General features: G+C 39.7%; 15 protein-coding genes. All 15 read left to right on the plus strand.

The window, feature by feature from the left end; genetic code table 11:
- Window positions 1-13 precede the first annotated feature (13 nt).
- The 15 genes from CHU_RS02680 to CHU_RS02745 all read left to right on the plus strand — a co-directional run bounded on the left by CHU_RS02680 (window position 14) and on the right by CHU_RS02745 (window position 20,007).
- On the plus strand, window positions 14-487 hold the full coding sequence (locus CHU_RS02680; RefSeq protein WP_041932549.1) for a DUF6428 family protein: 474 nt from the start codon (window positions 14-16) through the stop codon (window positions 485-487).
- 19 nt (window positions 488-506) lie between these two features.
- Window positions 507-1,118 carry a protein-tyrosine-phosphatase gene (locus CHU_RS02685; protein ID WP_011583945.1) on the plus strand — a complete coding sequence of 204 codons (612 nt, stop codon included), beginning with the start codon at window positions 507-509 and terminating at the stop codon, window positions 1,116-1,118.
- Between the two features lie 155 nt (window positions 1,119-1,273).
- Window positions 1,274-1,858 (plus strand): RNA polymerase sigma factor, encoded by a 585-nt coding sequence (locus CHU_RS02690; RefSeq protein ID WP_011583946.1) that lies wholly within the window; start codon window positions 1,274-1,276, stop codon window positions 1,856-1,858.
- Window positions 1,842-2,159 (plus strand): hypothetical protein, encoded by a 318-nt coding sequence (locus tag CHU_RS02695; RefSeq protein ID WP_011583947.1) that lies wholly within the window; start codon window positions 1,842-1,844, stop codon window positions 2,157-2,159. The genes CHU_RS02690 and CHU_RS02695 overlap by 17 nt, the downstream gene beginning before the upstream one ends.
- Before the next feature lie 22 nt (window positions 2,160-2,181).
- On the plus strand, window positions 2,182-2,814 hold the full coding sequence (locus tag CHU_RS02700) for a Spy/CpxP family protein refolding chaperone (protein ID WP_177254135.1): 633 nt from the start codon (window positions 2,182-2,184) through the stop codon (window positions 2,812-2,814).
- Between the two features lie 263 nt (window positions 2,815-3,077).
- Window positions 3,078-6,152, plus strand: a complete 3,075-nt coding sequence (locus CHU_RS02705) for a SusC/RagA family TonB-linked outer membrane protein (RefSeq protein WP_011583949.1) — start codon at window positions 3,078-3,080, stop codon at window positions 6,150-6,152.
- Window positions 6,153-6,170: 18 nt separating this feature from the next.
- On the plus strand, window positions 6,171-7,511 hold the full coding sequence (locus tag CHU_RS02710) for a RagB/SusD family nutrient uptake outer membrane protein (protein ID WP_011583950.1): 1,341 nt from the start codon (window positions 6,171-6,173) through the stop codon (window positions 7,509-7,511).
- Between the two features lie 39 nt (window positions 7,512-7,550).
- Window positions 7,551-7,688 carry a hypothetical protein gene (locus tag CHU_RS19690; protein WP_238379331.1) on the plus strand — a complete coding sequence of 46 codons (138 nt, stop codon included), beginning with the start codon at window positions 7,551-7,553 and terminating at the stop codon, window positions 7,686-7,688.
- Between the two features lie 39 nt (window positions 7,689-7,727).
- Window positions 7,728-8,900 carry a hypothetical protein gene (locus CHU_RS02715; protein WP_011583951.1) on the plus strand — a complete coding sequence of 391 codons (1,173 nt, stop codon included), beginning with the start codon at window positions 7,728-7,730 and terminating at the stop codon, window positions 8,898-8,900.
- 36 nt (window positions 8,901-8,936) lie between these two features.
- Entirely contained in the window at window positions 8,937-10,565 is a 1,629-nt protein-coding gene (locus tag CHU_RS02720; RefSeq protein ID WP_011583952.1) for a DoxX family protein, read from the plus strand.
- On the plus strand, window positions 10,558-12,129 hold the full coding sequence (locus CHU_RS02725) for a hypothetical protein (RefSeq protein WP_011583953.1): 1,572 nt from the start codon (window positions 10,558-10,560) through the stop codon (window positions 12,127-12,129). The genes CHU_RS02720 and CHU_RS02725 overlap by 8 nt, the downstream gene beginning before the upstream one ends.
- A 35-nt stretch (window positions 12,130-12,164) precedes the next feature.
- Entirely contained in the window at window positions 12,165-13,670 is a 1,506-nt protein-coding gene (locus CHU_RS02730; RefSeq protein WP_011583954.1) for a hypothetical protein, read from the plus strand.
- A gap of 11 nt (window positions 13,671-13,681) precedes the next feature.
- Window positions 13,682-15,208 (plus strand): hypothetical protein, encoded by a 1,527-nt coding sequence (locus CHU_RS02735; RefSeq protein ID WP_041932150.1) that lies wholly within the window; start codon window positions 13,682-13,684, stop codon window positions 15,206-15,208.
- 343 nt (window positions 15,209-15,551) lie between these two features.
- Entirely contained in the window at window positions 15,552-18,611 is a 3,060-nt protein-coding gene (locus CHU_RS02740; RefSeq protein WP_011583956.1) for a SusC/RagA family TonB-linked outer membrane protein, read from the plus strand.
- 25 nt (window positions 18,612-18,636) lie between these two features.
- On the plus strand, window positions 18,637-20,007 hold the full coding sequence (locus CHU_RS02745) for a RagB/SusD family nutrient uptake outer membrane protein (protein WP_143143961.1): 1,371 nt from the start codon (window positions 18,637-18,639) through the stop codon (window positions 20,005-20,007).
- The last annotated feature ends 23 nt before the right edge of the window (window positions 20,008-20,030 follow it).

Raw genomic sequence — 20,030 nt, forward strand, 5'->3', positions numbered from 1 at the left:
CCCTATCTGAATGATGAAATTATCTGAAATTAAAAAACATTTGAAAAACATGACATCCGTTTCTTTTGAATTAGAAGATGGTATGCGTGTGCCGGAACATTTTCACATTACTGAAGTGGGTGTTAGTACGAAAGATTTTATTGATTGCGGCGGAACAGTACGGCATGAAAAGGCTGTGAACTTTCAGCTGTGGCAGGCAACTGACTTTGAGCACCGCCTGCTTCCGGATAAACTGCTGGACATTATAACACTTTCCGAAAAGGTATTGGGAATAGAAGATTTAGATGTTGAGGTGGAGTATCAATTGAATACCATTGGTAAATATGGTATAGCGGTTAATGGGAACAAATTTATTCTTACCTCTAAGCATACTGCTTGCCTGGCAGGGAACGTATGCGGTATTCCTGAAGATAAGCAGAATATACCATCAGCAGCAGTAAATACGGTTTCAAAAGGCTCATGCACGCCCGGCGGCGGTTGCTGTTAAATAGAATTTAATATTATGTATGTATCCATCGGTTAAATCATTTTGTGAATCAATAATAAAAGACTTTGTTTATATTCCTGATGAACGCAAAGTCATATTAACAAAAATATCTTCGTATGTAAAAAATCAACTAACGGATAAAAAATCTGTACGGTTAATCTATATATGCACACATAATTCAAGGCGAAGTCATTTAGGACAGGTTTGGGCCGCAGTTGCGGCCAGATATTATAACGTGAAAAATGTGCATATTTTTTCCGGTGGTACTGAGGTAACCGCCTTCAATTCTAATGCAATTAATGCGTTAAAGCGTTTGGGATTTCAGATTGAAAAATTATCTTCCGGAAACAATCCACTGTATCAGGTGTCGTATTCCGGGGAAGAATATGTAAACTGCTTTTCAAAAGTATATGCTGATGCAGGCAATCCTGCTGAAAATTTTGGTGCTATTATGACCTGTACGGACGCCGATGAGAAATGTCCGGTTGTAACCGGTGCAGATATAAGAATTTCAACTCCATACCAAGATCCAAAAATAATGGATGGGACCGCAATACAGGATATAGAATACGATAATCGGTGCAGGCAAATTGCATTGGAATGTCTGTTTGTATTTTCACAGGTAACGTGATGTTTAATGTTTTATCGGGTAGGTATTACCTATTTTACTTAGTGCAAATACTGATTAAAGTGCCTGTTAGGCTTAAAACAGATAATTTTTATTTTTTTTCAATATCCCCGAAGGATTTTTTCATTTTGTGCGTCTAATACTTAAAGACTAAGAAATTGAAAACAGATGCAGAACTTATTGCCGGATTAAAAAGCAACGATCGGAGATTGTATGCTGAATTCGTTGGTGCATTCGCATCGCGTGTATACAATGTAGCTTTTAATATTCTGCACCGGAAAGAAGATGCGGAAGAAGTAGCACAGGATGTATTCATTAAAGTATTTCAATCCATTGATTCTTTTGATGGCTCCTGTACATTAAAAACGTGGATGTACCGTATTACAGTAAACAAATCGCTTGATGCGCTTCGTGCAAAAAAACGAAAAACACCCTGGTCCGTTTTCGTGCATTTATTTACCGGAGAAGGAGAGGGAAACAAGGCTATTGTTGCTGTTGAGCCTGTACATCCCGGTATTCAATTAGAACAGAAAGAAGAAGCCGAAATTCTTTTATCTGTGATTGAAAAATTACCTGAACGGCAAAAAGCAGTTTTTGTACTCTATCAATTTGAAGACATGAGTTACAAAGAAATTGCTTCCACATTGGAGATAAGCGTTTCGGCCGTAGATTCTTTAATGAGCAGAGCAAAAAAACAATTACGTGAACAATTAAATTCCCTGATGTATGGATCCATTAGATGACTTATTAAAAAACGCGCAGCACTTCAAAAACCATCCTTTACCGGAACGTTTCGAAGAAACTGTTTTAAATAACTGGTTTGATGAAACGCCTGAACATAACAAAGGCTATTCGGTATGGATGTTCGCGCTTGCGGCCTGTTTAACCGCGTTTACCTGCATCAATATTCTTTCCCTGAATGCGTTGAAAAACAGTGCAGCAGCTTCGGTTGAAATTTCGGCCAGCGAAACGTCTTTAGAAGAAGATTTTGCAAATGCGTATGGATTGAATGACAACACAAGCTATTATTCCTTAAATGAGTAATCACATTAAATTAAGTACTGGTATGAATAATTTATTAAACAACAAATGGGCATGGGCGGTAGTGATCCTGGTTATCATAAATTTCGCCTCAATAGGAGTTATGTGGGCAACGCTTTGCAGAAGCGGCCATCATATGAGACCAGATCACATGCAGCACATGGGGTATCATTCCGGAGGCCCTATGAATAAAGGTGAAAGAGAAGATCATGGAAACAGAGATTTTCTTGCACAGGCATTGAATTTAACACCGGAACAAAAAGTGGCCTTTAAAAAATTAAAGGAAGAACATTTTAAAGCCATGGAAAGTAACAGGAAAGAAATAGGCGCGCTTCGTAAAGAGGTTATCGAACACCTCGGAAAACCGGAATCAGAAGTTGAACCGACCTTTCAGAAAATAGGTGCATTGGAAATAAAAAATCAGGAAGAGGCATTTAAACATTTTAGTGAAATGTATGCATTGTGTACCGATTCTCAAAAAGTGCTTTTAAAAGAAAAACTTTCCAACGTAATGAATCATCCAAGGCCGGGGAACGGAGCATCTAAAAACAACAGGATGTATGGACATAAAAAAGGTATGCACGGAAAACAATTCAGGCAGTGTAAACAACATACATGCACACCACCTGATGGTGAGCATGAAAAAGCTAACAAGTAATTAAATATAATGTATTTGGTTCAAAGCAAAGATCCCGCTTAAAGGCGGGATCTTTGCTTTTATAACTATTTAATTATTAATAATTTGTATTTTTTGTGGTGGTAAGAAATCCGTAATTACTTCAAATTATCTTCAGATTTGAGCGGTATTGAAGTTACTTTGTAAGGTTATCATAAGTTAACAGCCGAAGAATAGTATTCAGACCGGTGTCTTTCCAGCTATTGAAAAATAAAGACTACTAAATTGATAGAGATAGTATAAATATGAAAAAACCAGACAAATTATTGAATACAAAGTTATGGATCGCATTGTTATTTATTACGGGAATTCAATGGGCGGCATATTCGCAAACAACATTAAAAGGTATTGTTACAGATGAAATTACAAAAGAAACAATTATAGGTGCAATTGTTCAGGTGAAAGGTACCAGTGTTGGTACTGCTACCGACGTGGATGGTTATTATGAAGTACGGGTAGATTCATTTCCATGTAAAATTGTTGTCTCATACATTGGTTATGTTACCAGGCAGATAGATGTGAACGCTGCTGCTACAGAGCTTAACATCACATTAACATTGAAAACCGACGAATCAGAAATTGTTATTGTTGGTTATGATACGCAGCGCAAGGAAGATGTTGTTGGATCAATTGTGAAGATTGATCCGGAAGAAACAAAAAATATTCCGGTTGCGAGTTTTGATGCACAGCTGCAGGGTAAAGCTGCCGGGGTGCAGGTGAACTCGCAGAACGGTATTCCCGGAGATGCAGTAGTAGTGCGTATTCGTGGAGCATCAACCATTAATGCAAGTGCGGATCCGCTATACATTATTGATGGGGTTTTTATCAATAATGAAAGTATGTCGACCGTTGATCTTGGCGGTAAAGCTACATCTCCGTTAGCAGATATAAACCCTGCGGATATTGAAAATATTGAAGTGCTGAAAGATGCCAGCGCCACTGCAATCTATGGTTCAAGGGGTGCTAATGGTGTTGTGATTGTTACTACCAAAAGAGGTAATTATGAACAGAAACCAACATTAACATTTACTACAACGCAGGGTGCAGCCTGGGCGGATAAAAGCAGATTGTGGAAACAGACTACCGGCCCTGAACATGCGACACTTGTAAACGAAGCATGGATCAATTCTGGTGTTGACAATCCATCCTTAAATCAGAATTATGCCAACAGACCGTTCAGGCCTGTAAGCGAAGGAGGACGCGGTAATCCGGAAGACCAGCAGACATATGACCGTATCAGTGATTTATTCCGTACGGGTTATTTACAGCAATATGACCTGGGCTTACAAGGCGGCGGTAAAAACAATAAATATTATTTCGGTGCAAGCTATAATAAGCAGGAAGCAAATATTCGTCCGGTGTTTTATGAGCGTGCAAGTTTTAAAGCAAATATTGATTCAAAAATCAGTGAACGTATTTCGTTTGGTGTAAGTAATACGTTATCGTATTCGTTCAGAAACCAGACACGTGCAGGTACCGGAACCGGTACAGGTATTTTTCAGTCTGCCTTACACACACCAACGTATCAGCCAAAAAACAATCCTGATGGGACACCGTCAAGACAATCTCCTTTTGACAATCTCGATATTTTATTAAGTGATGTATTTATCCGAACAGCGAGTTTACGTTATATAGGCAATAGCTACGCGACATTTGATTTATTGAAAAATAAGGATCTTAAATTCAGAACAAGCTTCAGTTTAGATTATAACCTGTATGATGAATCTGAATACAATACGTCAAGAACGCTGAAAGGAGCCGCTACAAGAGGCTTTGGCCTGTCTAACATTTCTCAGAATACAACCTGGATCAATGAACAGACAATTACATACCGTAAGTCTATTCGCAACAAACACACCCTTGGTGTATTGGTAGGTAATACCTTACAGAGTAATACACTTAAAGGAACCTATACAACCGGTACCGGTTTCCCAAACAATACCTATACACAGATTTCATCTGCCAGTGTGCGGAACGCAAATCAGGAGTGGACAAAGTCAACGCTTGCTTCCTTTTTCTCCCGTGTAGATTACAACTACAAACATAAGTATTATGTAGAGGCTTCTATACGTGCCGATGGTTCTTCTAAGTTTGGTGAAAACAACCGTTGGGGATATTTTCCTTCAGTAGGCGCATCCTGGAGAATTAAGCAGGAAAACTTTATGCAGAATGTTAAACCTGTATCGGATCTTAAAGTCAGAACAAGTTATGGTATTCTGGGAAATCAGAATGGGATCAACAACTTTGCTGCACAAGGTTTATGGACAGGTGGTGCAAACTATCCGAATACACCGGGAACAGCAGATCAGCCGGGAACAACGCCCCTTCAGTTAGCAAATAAAAATCTGCGTTGGGAAAAAACACAGCAGCTGGATTTTGGTATTGATATAGCATTCTTTAATAACCGCATTGCGTTAACGACTGATTTTTATTACAAGCGTACAACAGATCTTCTGTTACCAACACAGGTTCCTGCAACAACCGGATTTACCACATACCTGACAAACTCTGGCGAGATCAGTAACAAAGGGATAGAGATTGCTATTCAAACACAGAATATCAAATCGAAAAAATTCTCCTGGAACACAAGCTTCAACTTTACACGCAATGTAAACAAAGTTGAAAAGCTTGAAAACCCATACGTGTACGGATCAAGAGATATGGTGCGTAACGAAGAAGGATACGCATTGTATTCTTTCTGGATGTACAATCAATTATATGTTGACAAACAAACCGGACAGGCAGTGTTTGAAGATGTTAACGGAGATGGACAAATCACGGTTGCGGATAGAAAAATTATGGGTAATGCTAATCCTAAATTCTTTGGAGGTCTTACAAACACATTTAAATATGCAGGTTTTGATCTGAATGTTTTCTTCGTATATCAATATGGAAATAAGGTTGTAAGCTTTGACCGTATCCTCAATGAAGGTGGCGGTACAAAAGATAATAACAGAGGTATTTTTGAATACAACATGAACAGATGGCAGAAACCTGGTGATGATACAGATGTGCCAAGAGTTACAAGTGTAGGGAACAATTATGGTATTGAACAGAACAGCCGGTTCCTGGAAGACGGATCATTCATACGCTTAAAAACATTGACACTTGGCTATACAGTACCGGTAGACTTTACTAAAAAATATTCCGTGCAGAGTGTACGCTTCTTTGTTACAGGGACCAACTTATTATTATTCACGAAATATAAAGGTCCGGATCCGGAAGCTGTACATACCTCAGAACAGAATGCACGCGGCATTGATGTGGGTACACCTCCGCAACCTGTATCTGTACAAGGCGGATTAACAATAACTCTTTAATTTATCATAGTTAATAATATGAATTATATATTTAAAATATCAGCCTTATTGCTATTGCTGTCGCTGCTTTCCTGCAAGAAATTTCTTGAAGTGGAACCGAAAGATGCGGTATCGGATCAAATAACAATTGTAGATAAGCTGTCTGCAGAAACCGCGCTTAACGGTGCATACAGAGCGCTTGCCAGCGATGCGTATTACGGACAGAAATTTCAGTTTGTAAATTATCTGCGGGGAGGAGACCTTGGATGGGGAGATTCACGTACGGTAAACCGTGAATTTATTCAGAATAATGTGCGTGCTGATAACGAAGAAGTAAACAATGTGTGGGTGGCAATTTATAAAACCATCAACCTTACAAACCACGTTCTTGCTCGTGTACCGGAGATAAATGATATTACAATGACGCAGGCAGACAGGAACAGAATATTAGGCGAAGCATATTTTATCCGTGCGCTCTGTTATTTTGATCTTGCAAGAACATGGGGCGGTGTGCCATTGATTGTTAAGCCAAGTATAAATGCAGACGATACAAAAGGTATTACCAGAAGCAGTGTGTTTGATGTATATAATTATGTAGAAAAAGATCTGGAACAGGCAGAATTATTATTACCTGACGGAACAAATCGAATACGTGCAACTAAAAAAACGGTATGGGCATTGAAAGCGCGTTTCCATGCATACAGAAGTCAGTGGGGCTTAGCTGAATCATATGCAACGAATGTGATCAATGATGCTGCAAACTATACATTGGTAAAACCGTTTGGCGCCTGGTTTCAGGCAAACGTGGTTGGTTCAAAAGAATCTATTTTAGAAACTGCTTACAGTTCTGTACTTACCAATACACACCGTAACTCCTGGCTGCCGCCTGAACGCGGAGGTATCAGAAGCTGGTTCCCGGTAGATTCATTTGTTACACCAATGAATGACCCTACTATCGGCGGCACCAGAAAAGTTCTTATTGCTAAAGCATCAACAAATTTATGGTATGGGCAGTTGTATTACCGCTCTCCTGCAACAGATCCGTCTTACATACTTCGTGTAGCTGAAATCTATTTGTTACGTGCAGAAGCGCGCGCTGAACAGGAGAATTACACCGGTGCATCGGATGATATTAATGCTGTAAGAGATCGTGCAGATTTACCTGCTATTGCAGTTACTACAAAAGAAGAAGCAATCTTAGCGATAGAGAAAGAGATACGGTTTGAGTTTTTTGCAGAACCGCACCGTTTCTTTTATTTGGTACGTAAAGATTTGCTGGATGATAAACTGAATATCACAGATCCCAATAAAAACCTGTTACCTATACCAAATCCGCAGATTGTGGTAGATCATTCACTCGCACAAAATCCCGGATATTAATTCAATTTAAATCTATCACGTTAAAAATAGTAAACAGTCATGTCACAAGAATCTACGCCCTTAGCTGCAGCTCCAGTATGGAAGCCATATGAAAAGATCCTGCTTCAGTTTTTTATTATTTATTTTGCACTACAGATCATTCCATTAGATTGGAAATTCTATGCGCAAGTATTCTAAATCAACTGGGGAGAATTTTATTACGGGGATTTGTTTGCCTTGTCAAAGTACACGCCGCGCATTCTTTCCGGTGGTGATAACTATCTGAATTGGATCATCCTTGGTGCTATTGCTGCGGTTGGAACCTTTATATGGAAAAAGGCAGAAGAAAGTAAAAAACAGCATCTGGATTACGATCAGCTGTATTACTGGTTCCGTGTAGCCCTTCGTTACAGGCTTGCAGTAGGTGTAGTGGCGTATGGTTTCTTAAAATTGTTTTTGTTACAGGCTCCCTTTCCGTCTATCAGTAATTTAAATACCAATTACGGAGATTTTACTGCCTGGAAAATATTTACCTTAAGTTTAGGTGCTGCTCCGGTGTATGAAATATTTTTGGGTGTCGTAGAGATTCTTGCCGGCCTATTGCTGCTTAACAGAAAGACAGCAACTATTGGCGCATTTATCATTTTATGTTTTGCCGGAAATATTTTCCTTTCCAACCTTGCCTATGAAGGTGGTGAGGCTGTATACAGTTTATTCTTAACGTCAATTGCCTTTTTCTTATTCTTATACGATGCACCAAGATTGGTTAACTTGCTATCGCTGGAACAGCCAACAGCGCCAAGTACCTTCAAACCTGTACTTACAGAACAATGGCAGGCAAACGCGCGTTTAGCATTAAAAACACTTTTTATCTTTTTGTTCGTGGGCTTATATGGCTTAAGAGCGTATCAGGGTTCTCAGGTTAATCCGCATAATGTACCTGTTTCAAAAGGCCTTGCAGAAGCAGCCGGAATTTATAACGTAAAGGATTTTATTATTAATGGCGATACGATTGCCTATTCTACCACAGATACAACACGCTGGAAAGATGTTGTGTTTGAAAAATGGGCTACGTTAAGCATTCGCAGTAAACGTCCGGTAATTATTGATTCAACCAATTTTGAATCGGTTGCGAAAAGCGATGCAGACAAAAATTATGAACTGGCAGGATCTGCCAGCCGGCATTATTACAGCTATACCATTGATTCAATCAATCATTCATTAACGCTTCACAATAAAAATAAACATTACAAAGGCGAAGTGCTTGTATGGAAATACGAACGTCCGGATGCGAATACGATTGTATTGTCTGGTTTGAATCACACGAAAGATACCGTGAATGTTCGGTTAGAGCGTATTGATAAAAAATATTTATTGATCGAAGGCAGAAGAAAGCCGCAAAAATTGTAAGCAATAACTTTACTGTTTATTTAACGGATTAAATATATGTCAACAAATCAGTATACAGGAACTTCTTATTCAGAGGAGGCCGCAACGCTGGAAGGAGTAAGGCCTGCCGCTAAAACCGCACATACATCAGGTGAATGGAGTTTATTTAAAAAAATCTCATTTAGAATTGCTTTCCCATTCTTTCTGATGATGTGCATTCCGCTGACAGGCGAATGGTACAAACATCTTATCGGTATTGACTGGACAAACCTGCATTACCGGGATATATATGATATCTGCAGATTCCCGACGTTTTCGTTTATTGAAGTAAGTCCGCAGGCCAGATGGGGGATTGGCGGTTATGCAAACTGGGGCGTAACCTTTTTAGTTGCAGTAGCAATTGGCCTGGTATGGACTGTTGTGGATAAAAAAAGAAAAGAGTATGATGTGCTGAATTACTGGCTGCGTGTTATCATTCGCTACCGTGCAGCACTTGGCATTATTGGTTTTGGTTTTACAAAATTGCTGCCTGTTCAGATGCCGTATCCATCACAGGCATTATTAAACGGAGACTTTGGTGATTTTACCGAACAGAAAATTTATTGGATGTCGATCGGTATTGTACCGTGGTACCAGATTTTTACCGGGATTGTTGAAGTGGGTGCAGGTACGTTATTGTTGTTCCGGAAAACTACTTCGTGGGGTGCAGCATTGCTTGTCGGTACATTAGGTACCATTGTAGTGGTAAACCTCGCGTATGATGGCGGTGTACATGTATACTCGTCCTTCTTTGTATTACTGGGTGTATACCTGTTGATTACCGATGTTAAAAATGCCGTTGATCTGCTGGTATTTGAAAAATTTGTTGTTCCCGTGAAACGTTACTACCCTTTATTTACAGAAGGCTGGCAGAAATACGGACGCATTTTTGTAAAATCTGCAATCGTATTCATTTTCATATTTGTATTCTTTTATTATCAGTTATTAAACTTTCTGTATGATCCTTATAAACAGCCATCTTTAAAAGGTGTAAAAGAATTAAGAGGAAATTATACCGTAACGGAATTCAGACTGAACAATAAAATAATTCCATATTCTCCCTTTGATACACAACGCTGGCAGGAGGCTACATTTGAAAAATGGACAACGCTAACATATAAAGTCAATAAACCTGTACAGATAGATTTGTCAAACGGAGGCGGCGATCCGATGAAAGATATCAGCCGTACATTTGAAGTGTCTGGTGTTGGTGGCGGGAGAAGAACGTTTTATTACGATGCAGATACTAAAAATCACATGTTGTATCTGCAGGATAAAAACATTCCAACCCTTCCGAGGAATGTAGGACCTGGTGGGATCGCAGACCGTAAAAAGCGCGAATCTGCTAAAGACAGCATTTATCCTGAAAACTGGATCTCTACGGCATCACTTGCAAACATTGGGGACAATGCATTAAAATTAAATCCCAAAGTAGTGAATACCCGTCGTATTGAAGCGTATAAAACTGAAAAGGAAATCAAAACCAGAAAGAAAATGGTTTTGAATTACACGGTATTGAATGATGGTGCCCGGGTAATTTTAACAGGCACAGATGAGAACAGAGATTCTATTTATGTAGTGCTTGATAAAGTAAAGAGAGATTACATCGTTTCTGAAAGTTCATTGAAAGCGGGCGTATATGAATAGTACGGAGTTAACGCATGAAATAGATTCAACTGAAACTGTTCAACGACAATCCGAATGGAGCCGGAATCAGAAATTCTGGTTTCGTGTCGCATTCATTTTCTTTACTGTGATCGCTATTCCTACGAGTGCGAAATGGTATACATTCATTTATAATTTAAATTGGTTAAATCTTCATTGTCGGGATCTGTATAATCTTACAAATTATACACCCGACTTTGTGGAATTAAAAAACAGATATGGTTTTGCGGGGTTCGCATCCTGGGGTGTCTTATTTATTGTCTCGGTCATTGGTTCATTCATATGGGGTCTGGTAGATGCGAAAAGAAAAAACTATGATGTTTTATATTACTGGTTGCGTGTCATTGTACGGTATAGAGCAGCACTTGGTATCATTGGTTTTGGTTTTCTGAAATTGTTTCCGGCACAAATGCCCTATCCTTCTTTAGGAATATTGAATGGAGACTTTGGCGATATGACACAACAAAAAGTGTATTGGATGTCTGTTGCGATCGTTCCGTTTTATCAGGCATTCAGCGGTGTGCTGGAAGTATCGGCAGGTGTGCTGTTATTGTTTCGTAAAACAATTCCCTGGGGCAGTGCCTTATTGTTTTCCGCATTAGGTACCATTGCTGTTGTGAATGTTACCTATGACAATACCCTGCATGTGTATGCAACGTATTTTGCAGTGGCAAGTGCTTTCCTGTTGCTTCATGATCTTAAAAAATCGAAAGAACTTCTCATTGATGAAATAGCTGTAGTCCCTTATAAATATTATTATCCGGCATTTGCAAAAGCCTGGCAAAAGTATGCACGTATCGGTTTAAAGTCTGGGTTGATTTTACTGTTTGTTGTATGGGCATTTTACCTGGAAGGAATTAATTTTTTATATGATCCGTATAAACAGCCGGCAGTTAAAGGAGTAAAAGAACTGCGCGGAAATTACGATGTGGCTGAATTCAGAATTAATAACAAGGTGATTCCCTATGCGCCTTTGGATAGTGTACGCTGGAGTGAAGTGACATTTGAAAAATGGACATCCTTATCTTTTAAAGTCAACAAACCTGTACAGATTGATTTGTCTAACGGTGGCGGAAGCCCTGCGATGGATATTCACCGGACTACAGAAGTTGCCGGACTGGCAGGTGGGAGAAGGGTATTTTACTATCAGGCAGATACCGTTAAACAGATTCTTTATTTACAGGATAAAAATATAGCCGGTATTAAAGCCGGTGATTTAAATGAACGCAGGGTGCCGGATAAAATTTTAAAAGACAGCATTTATCCCGCAGATTGGATTCCAAAAGAATCACTTGCTGCAATCGGAAATGAGTTGTATAAAATAAATCCGAAGGCAATGTCAACTACCCGTATCCGGGAATATGAGGCAGGCGATAAATTTAAAAACCGGAATAAAATGATTTTGCATTACCAGATCATTGATGGCGGAACGCAGGTTATTCTATCGGGTACAAATGAAAAAAGAGATTCTGTATACATCGTGCTGAATAGAATCAACAGAAGATATACATTAACGCCAAGCAAGCTTGATGCAGGTGTATATTGAAAATAAAATTATTCCTTTTGAAAAATAAAAATCTAATGGAACCGAATAAAACCGTTTGGAAGCCGTATCAGAAAATTGCTTTTAGAATACTTGCGCCGTTTTTTATATTAATGTCTATTCCCTTAACGCTCGACTGGTACAGGCACGCGTTCCGGGTAGACTGGTTACACCCGCATTGCAGAGATTTTTATGATATCGTTCTTATTCATAATGTATTTGTTAAACCTTCATTAGAAGGCTGGTGGGGAATCGGTAATTATGTGAACTGGGGGATACATTTGCTGATCGCTGTAATCATCGGTATTATCTGGACTTTACTCGATCGTAAACGCGACAATTACACGGAACTGTATAAATGGACAAGATTGATTGTACGTTATAGAATTGCAATCGGTGTGATCGGATTCAGTTTTGAAAAAATGTTTCCGACACAAATGCCATACCCGTCACTTGCAAATTTAATTACAGATTTTGGTGATTTTGATGGGCATAAAATATTCTGGCAATCGATCGGTATTGTGCCCTGGTACCAGTTTTTCGGCGGCTTTATGGAATTGCTTCCCGGTGTATTGTTATTGTTCAGACGTACAGCAACCTGGGGCGCCATACTTACCTGTTCCGTTTTGTTGACCATTGTTTTTATAAACCTTGGACATCATTATAGTGTAGGCGGCATACATGTCTATGCAGGGTATTTTGTTCTGTTGAGTTTATTTATTTTAGCGCCCGATCTGAAACGTGTATTTAATTTACTGGTATTGGAAAAATATACCCAGCCTGCATTACTCTATCCAGCCTTGGATACAACGTTTTTAAAAAACAGCAGCAGGTATGTTAAAGTATTTCTTGCCGTTTATTTTATTGCATTCGGATATTTCTTTTATCTGAATTTCAGATTCGATCCGTATAAGCAGCCATCAACACCCGGCGTTAAAAATCTGAGAGGGTTTTATGATGTAGCTGAGTTCAGACTGAACAATAAACTGTTGCCATACGACCCAATGGATTCTGTGCGGTGGAGCGATGTCACATTTGAAAGCTGGAGTACGTTTACCTTGCGTGTAAATAAAAAATTCTACCGCAACACAGCCGGTGGCAAATCAAGCAGTAATACCGGACACTCAAGTGTTGATCTGGAAAAAGGATATGAAGTATCCGGTGTTGCAGGCGGAAGAAGAGCGTTTCATTATTTTGCTGATACCATCAATCATACCTTATACCTTCAGGATAAAAAGAAACGCGACCTGCCTGATATTTATAGTAAAGACTGGATCCCGGCTGCTGCTCAGAAAAATATCGGAGACGACAATCATTTGATCAACCCAAGGGCCTGGTCAACACGAAGGGATAGAGACTTTGCAAAACTCGACCGTGATTTGTCGCGGGACAAAATGATCCTATCCTATTCAACGAAAGACGGAAGCGAGGTTATTTTAACCGGAACAAATGAAAACAAAGACTCAATCTACGTTGTTCTCAAAAAAGTAGAGCGCAAGCAAACGCTTTCTAAAAGCTCCATCAAAGCAGGAACATATTATTAATCTGAAAGTACATGTGGAGAACAATGGATTTATCTGCACGGCCTGAATGGTCAACATTAAAAAAAATCATATTCCGGATCACCTTTGTATTTCTGGTGCTGTTTTGCATTCCTACAGATCCGGATTGGTACAGCCATTTGTTTAAAATTGACTGGACAAACCTGCACGCGCGTGATCTGTACGACATCGCGCATATCAGCCCGCACTTTGTTGAATCATCACGCGACGGCCGATGGGGTATTGGAGGTTTTATAACCTGGTTCTGGGTGTTACTAATTGCTGTAGGTGTGGCTGCAATCTGGACAGTATTAGATCGTAAGCGTCGGGAGTATGACGTGTTATATTATTGGCTCCGTACGCTCGTTCGCTACCGTGCTGCACTGGGTATTATCGGCTTCAGTTTTGAAAAGATCTTTCCCACACAAATGCCGTATCCATCACTAAGCAATCTGGCAACAAATTTCGGAGATTTCTCAGGCCACAAAATTTACTGGACCTCAATAGGCTTTATGCCGCAATACCAGGTTTTTGGCGGATTTGTAGAACTTATACCGGGCATACTGCTGTTGTTTCGCAGAACTGCAACACTCGGCGCAGCTTTGCTGATCGGTGCATTAACAACTATTGCAATAGCCAATCTCGGCTATGATGGCGGCGTACATGTGTATGCGTCCTATTTTGTTTTGCTTGGATTATTTTTGTTGGCAGATGCTATACCTGATCTGTATAATTTATTGATCCGCGAACAATATACCATTCCCAATCATTACAAGCCTCTTGAAACACCAGCACTCAATTATACCCGCTTAGCTGTTAAAGGCATTTTTGCTTTTTATATTGTTGTGTTTTCGTATCTGCAATTCCTTAATTTCAGATACGATCCCTACAAACAGCCTTCCACTGCGGGTGTATCTGCACTTAGAGGTGTGTATGATGTAGAAATTTTCCGGTTGAATAATAAAGAACTCCCTTACTCACAAACAGATTCAGTACGCTGGCAGGAAGTGATCTTCGAAGACTGGACAACACTTACCTATAAGGTAAATAAAGCCTTAGACCTGGAGCTTTCAAACAGCGGTGGCGGCACATCGAGCAGCAAAACAGGGCACTCCAGCGTAGATCTGGAAAAAGGGTATGAAATTGCCGGTGTAGGGGGAGGCAGACGAGCATTCCATTATTTTGCTGACACAACAACAAAAACATTATATCTGCTGGATAAAAATTTAACAGCATCTAAAAAGAAAAAATCAGACGTGTATTCTAAAGACTGGATCTCTGCGCAAGCCTGGAAACACATTGGAGATGATAATCATTTAATTGATCCGAAAGCCTGGTCAACACGGCGGGACAGAGACTTTGCCAAAATGGATCCGAAACTGCTGCGCGATAAAATGCTGCTGAGATATTCAACCGAAGATGGAAATAAAATTATTCTATCCGGCACAAATGAAAATAACGATTCGCTATATGTGGTATTAAAAAAGATTAATAGAGGATTTATCATTCCTCCGCCTGTTTTAGTTTCCGGCAGCTATTAGTTTATTTCATTAAAATAAAAAATCTATTTTTTAAATTAAAATACAGAGCAGAGCGTTTCTACATCGATACGTATAGTATATAGTAAAAAAGATTATGGGTTTCTATACCATAATCTTTTTTTATTTAAGCATAAGCGAACACATTAGTAGAAATATATTTTCAATCTGTTTTTTGTTGTGGTAACAAAGCCGTAATTGTTACTATTAGTTTTCAGATTTAACAGACATTCCACGTACTTTGTGGCCTTACTGCACATTAGTACCTCTGCTTAAATATTCAATCCGGTATCTTTTATCAGCTATGAAATTAAAAGACTACTAAATTGATAGGGTTAGTATAAATATGAAAAAACTAGACAGATTATTGAATACACATGTATGTGTTGCATTGTTTTTTATGGTTGGATTTCAATGGACAGCATTTTCACAAACAACATTAAAAGGAACTGTAACAGATGAAGCAGGTGTAGAATCAATCATAGGCGCTATTGTTCAGGTAAAAGGAACAAACACCGGCACAGCAACAGACATTGACGGAAACTATGCATTACAGATTGACACATTCCCCAGTACGATTGTAATTTCTTCTGTTGGCTACATCACACGGGAGATTGCGCTGGCAACACCAACAACACAGTTAAACATTACAATGATTGTAGATCAGGAAGAAGAAGAAATTGTAATTGTTGGTTATGGAGAGCAGACAAAACACGATCTGGTTGGAGCCGTTTCTAAAATAGATCCTGCGGAAACAAAAACAATTCCTGCCGGAAGTTTCGATGCACAGCTTCAAGGTAAGGCTACGGGTGTTCAGATAGCAACCAATTCAGGAGTACCCGGTTCGGATGTGTTTATACGCGTGCGTGGGGCAACCTCCATCAATGCCAGTAATGATCCGCTTTACATTATAGACGGGGTGTTTGTAAACAATCAGAGTTTACAGAATACAACGGCAAACGGTCTTGCACAGGATCGTGCAACTTCACCAATGGCAGATATCAACCCGAATGATATTGAAAGTATTGAAGTATTGAAAGATGCGAGTGCTGTTGCGATCTATGGTTCAAGAGGCGCAAACGGTGTTGTTATTGTAACAACGAAACGTGGAACATGGGGAGCAGAAAAAGTTAAAATTAATTTTAATGCATCTGAAGGCTTAACGTGGGCACCCAAAGGAAGAATCTGGAAAACAGCAACAGGTCCGGAACAAGCCATGCTACTGAATGAATATAACCGCAACATGGGATTGGCAGAGCCTTTCAGACCGAAAGACCAGATTGTGAATGGTGTTGCCGGACGTGGTTTGCCGCAGGATCAGCCAACATACGACCGGTTAAGTTATCTGTACCAGACAGGGCATATCCGTAATTATGATTTGTCTTTTGCAGGAGGATCAAACACAACAAGATATTATATAGGTGCCGGCTACAATTATCAGGATGCTGTATGGAAGCCAATGGACTTTCAACGGCAGGCGCTGAAGTTTAACCTGGATCAGAAAATAGGCAGAAGAGTAACTGTCGGGATCAGCAATACCTTTACGCGTGTGTACAGAGATCAGGCTCGTCCGGCCAATGGCGGGAATGGTACATTGCTGCAGGCGTCATTGAGTATACCGGCTTACCTGCCGATTTTTGATGACAATGGCACGCCCCTTAAATGGGTAAACTTTGATAACATTTATACATTAACAAGTAAAGTAAATTTATGGTCAACAAGTTATCATTACATAGGTAACCTGTACGCGGATTGGGAAATTATTAAAAATTTAAAATTTCATACCAGTACCAGTTTAGATTATAATTTATATGATGAAAAGCAATACTGGCAGAAGAGTACACAGCTTGGTGTTGCGGGCGGATTAGGCTCCAATAGCATTACGCAGTCTACACAGGTAATGAATGAGCAAACCTTACGCTATAATACAACATTTGCGAGACGTCATAACGTAGGTGCTTTGGTAGGAAACACGTTGCAATCCGTTGTACTTACAAACGTAACAGCAAACGGACAAGGTTTCCCGAATGATTCGTACACACAAATTTCTGCTGCATCCATACAGACAGGCTCTCAGTACAAAACGAATAATACCTTAGCCTCATTTTTCTCAAGAGTCGACTACAACTACAACCACAAATATTACCTTGAATTAACAGGGAGAGCAGATGGTTCATCCCGTTTCGGTGAAAATAATAAATGGGGATTCTTCCCGGCAGTAGGAACAGCCTGGCGGATCAATAAAGAGAATTTTATGGCGGATGTAAAACCCATCAGTAATCTGAAGTGGAGAACGAGTTATGGTATAACCGGTAACCAGGCAGGCATCAATGATTTTGCGTCACGTGGACTATGGAATGCAGGTTATGGCTATTCAGATAAACCCGGAGTATCCGAAGGACCGGGCACAGCGCCTTTTCAGGCTGCCAACCCCGATCTTAAATGGGAACGTACCGCACAATTCAGTACAGGTATAGAGATTGGTTTATTTAAAGACCGTATCAACATTGAAGCCAATTATTATAATAAGTATACAACAAATTTATTGTTGAATTTACCTGTACCATCGTCTACCGGTTTTACATCCTATACTGCGAATGCAGGTGCGGTAAGAAATAAAGGGTTTGAATTGGGTATTCAAACGGTAAACATCGAAAATAAAAATTTTACATGGACAACGGAACTGACTGTTTCACGAAATAAAAATAAAGTCGAAAAGCTTCCTAATACGGTACAAGGATTTGATACACGTAATTTAACAAGTATACAGGAAGGTTATTCACTTTATTCCTATTGGGTATACAATCAAACCGGTGTTAATTCCCAAACAGGCGCCATTGAAATTGAAGATGTAAATAAAGATGGAAAAATAACAACCGCTGACCGTAAAATTATGGGCAGCGTGTTCCCCAAATTATTTGGTGGTTTCAATAATAAATTTACATACAAAGGAATTGACCTGGGTATCTTCTTCATTTATTCGTATGGAAATAAAACCTGGAACCAGAACGAAGCATTGGGTGAACAGGGCGGAACATTGGGCGATAACAGAGTATTGATGGCAGGTCAGTTAGACCGCTGGACTACGCCTGGTCAGGAAACAATGGTTCCTAAATTGACAGCGGCCAACTATCAATATTTTGAAGTAAGCCGTTTTTTAGAAGATGCATCATTCATAAGACTGCGTTCTCTAACGCTTGGTTATACACTGCCTAAGAAATGGAGCTCTGCAGTAAAAACGGAAAAGATCCGCTTCTATTTCACAGGTACAAATTTATTGCTGATCACTAAATATACAGGTTCCGATCCGGAATCAAATTTAGGTCAGGGCAACCTTCAGGGCTATGATTATGATACGCCTCCACAGCCACGTACCATTCAATTTGGTTTAAACTTAACGCTTTAATTATTACATATAGTTTTATATGATTATGAAAAGGATAGTATTCTTAGTGTCAATCATTATTATAACGGCAACCGTATTTTCGTGCAAGAAAATGCTTGACCCGAAACCGGTAAATGCTGTGTCTGATGAAAATCCGATCTTCGATTTAACATCTTCACAAACAGCATTGCGCGGTGTATACAGAGCGTTGGGTAATACAGGATATTATGGTGAAAGCTGGGTAACGCTGGGCTTTTTTCCAAGTGGCGACATCAAAAACCTCACAACCGGCGGGGCATCCAACCTGGTAACAGTAAATTACCGTTCAGATGATGTGAATTTCAGCACCACGTGGAATGCCATTTATATGACAATAAACCGCGCCAACAACGTCATCGCTAAAGTGCCTGCCGTAACAGATCCGTTGCTTACAACAGCATTGAAAAATCAATATGTAGGGGAAGCAAAATTCATACGTGCTTTGTGTTACTTTGATCTGGCAAGAGGCTGGGGTGGCGTACAGCTTGTTCTGGAACCAACGGGATCGCTTACAAACATACCGGCCAGAAGCAGAAGCAGTCTGGAGGATACATACACACAAATCTTAAAAGATTTAGCTGATGCAGAGAGTTTACTTAATCCAACGGCTGCACTGAATAAAATCCGTGTGACAAAGGAAACCGTGTGGGCATTACGTGCACGTGTACATCTATATAAGCAGGAATGGGCATTGGCAGATGAATACGCAACAAAATTAATTGCTCCGGGAAAATATATCTTAGTAAAACCCTTTAATGCATGGTTTGCAAACGGTATAACAGCTAGTGATGAATCTATTTTTGAATTGGAATTCAGTCCTCAAAACCCCAGCACAATCCGTGCTCAAATGCAGCACCCTACCAATAATGGTACGTATCGGTATGCGCCAACAGATGCCTTTGTAGAGATTTTAAGAACACCTGCCATTGCCGGCGGAAGACGTGCACTCATTGATAGTGCCACACAAAAAGGAATTACACAATGGTTTGGTAATTTATATTATCGTAGTACTGCAACAGATCCTGCATATATTTTACGTATCGCAGAAATGTATTTAATACGTGCTGAGGCCCGGGCGCACACCGGTGATTTATCCGGCTCCTTAGATGATCTGAATGAAATAAGAAAACGTGCAGATGTTCCTCTTTCTGCATCCGCAACAGAAGAAGATCTGCTTCTTGATATTGAAAACGAAAGACGTCTGGAATTTTTCCTGGAACCGCACCGCTGGTTTGATCTGGTCAGAACAGGGAGAGCAAAAGTTGTACTAGAAGGGTTAAGTTCAGCAACAAAAGTAGATTCCTGGGAAAATGTTTTCCCTATTCCCAATCTTCAGATCCAGCTGGATAAAAATCTGATACAAAATCCAGGTTACTGATACATTTTAAATTTACGATATAT

This window comes from Cytophaga hutchinsonii ATCC 33406, assembly GCF_000014145.1.
GTDB lineage: Bacteria > Bacteroidota > Bacteroidia > Cytophagales > Cytophagaceae > Cytophaga > Cytophaga hutchinsonii.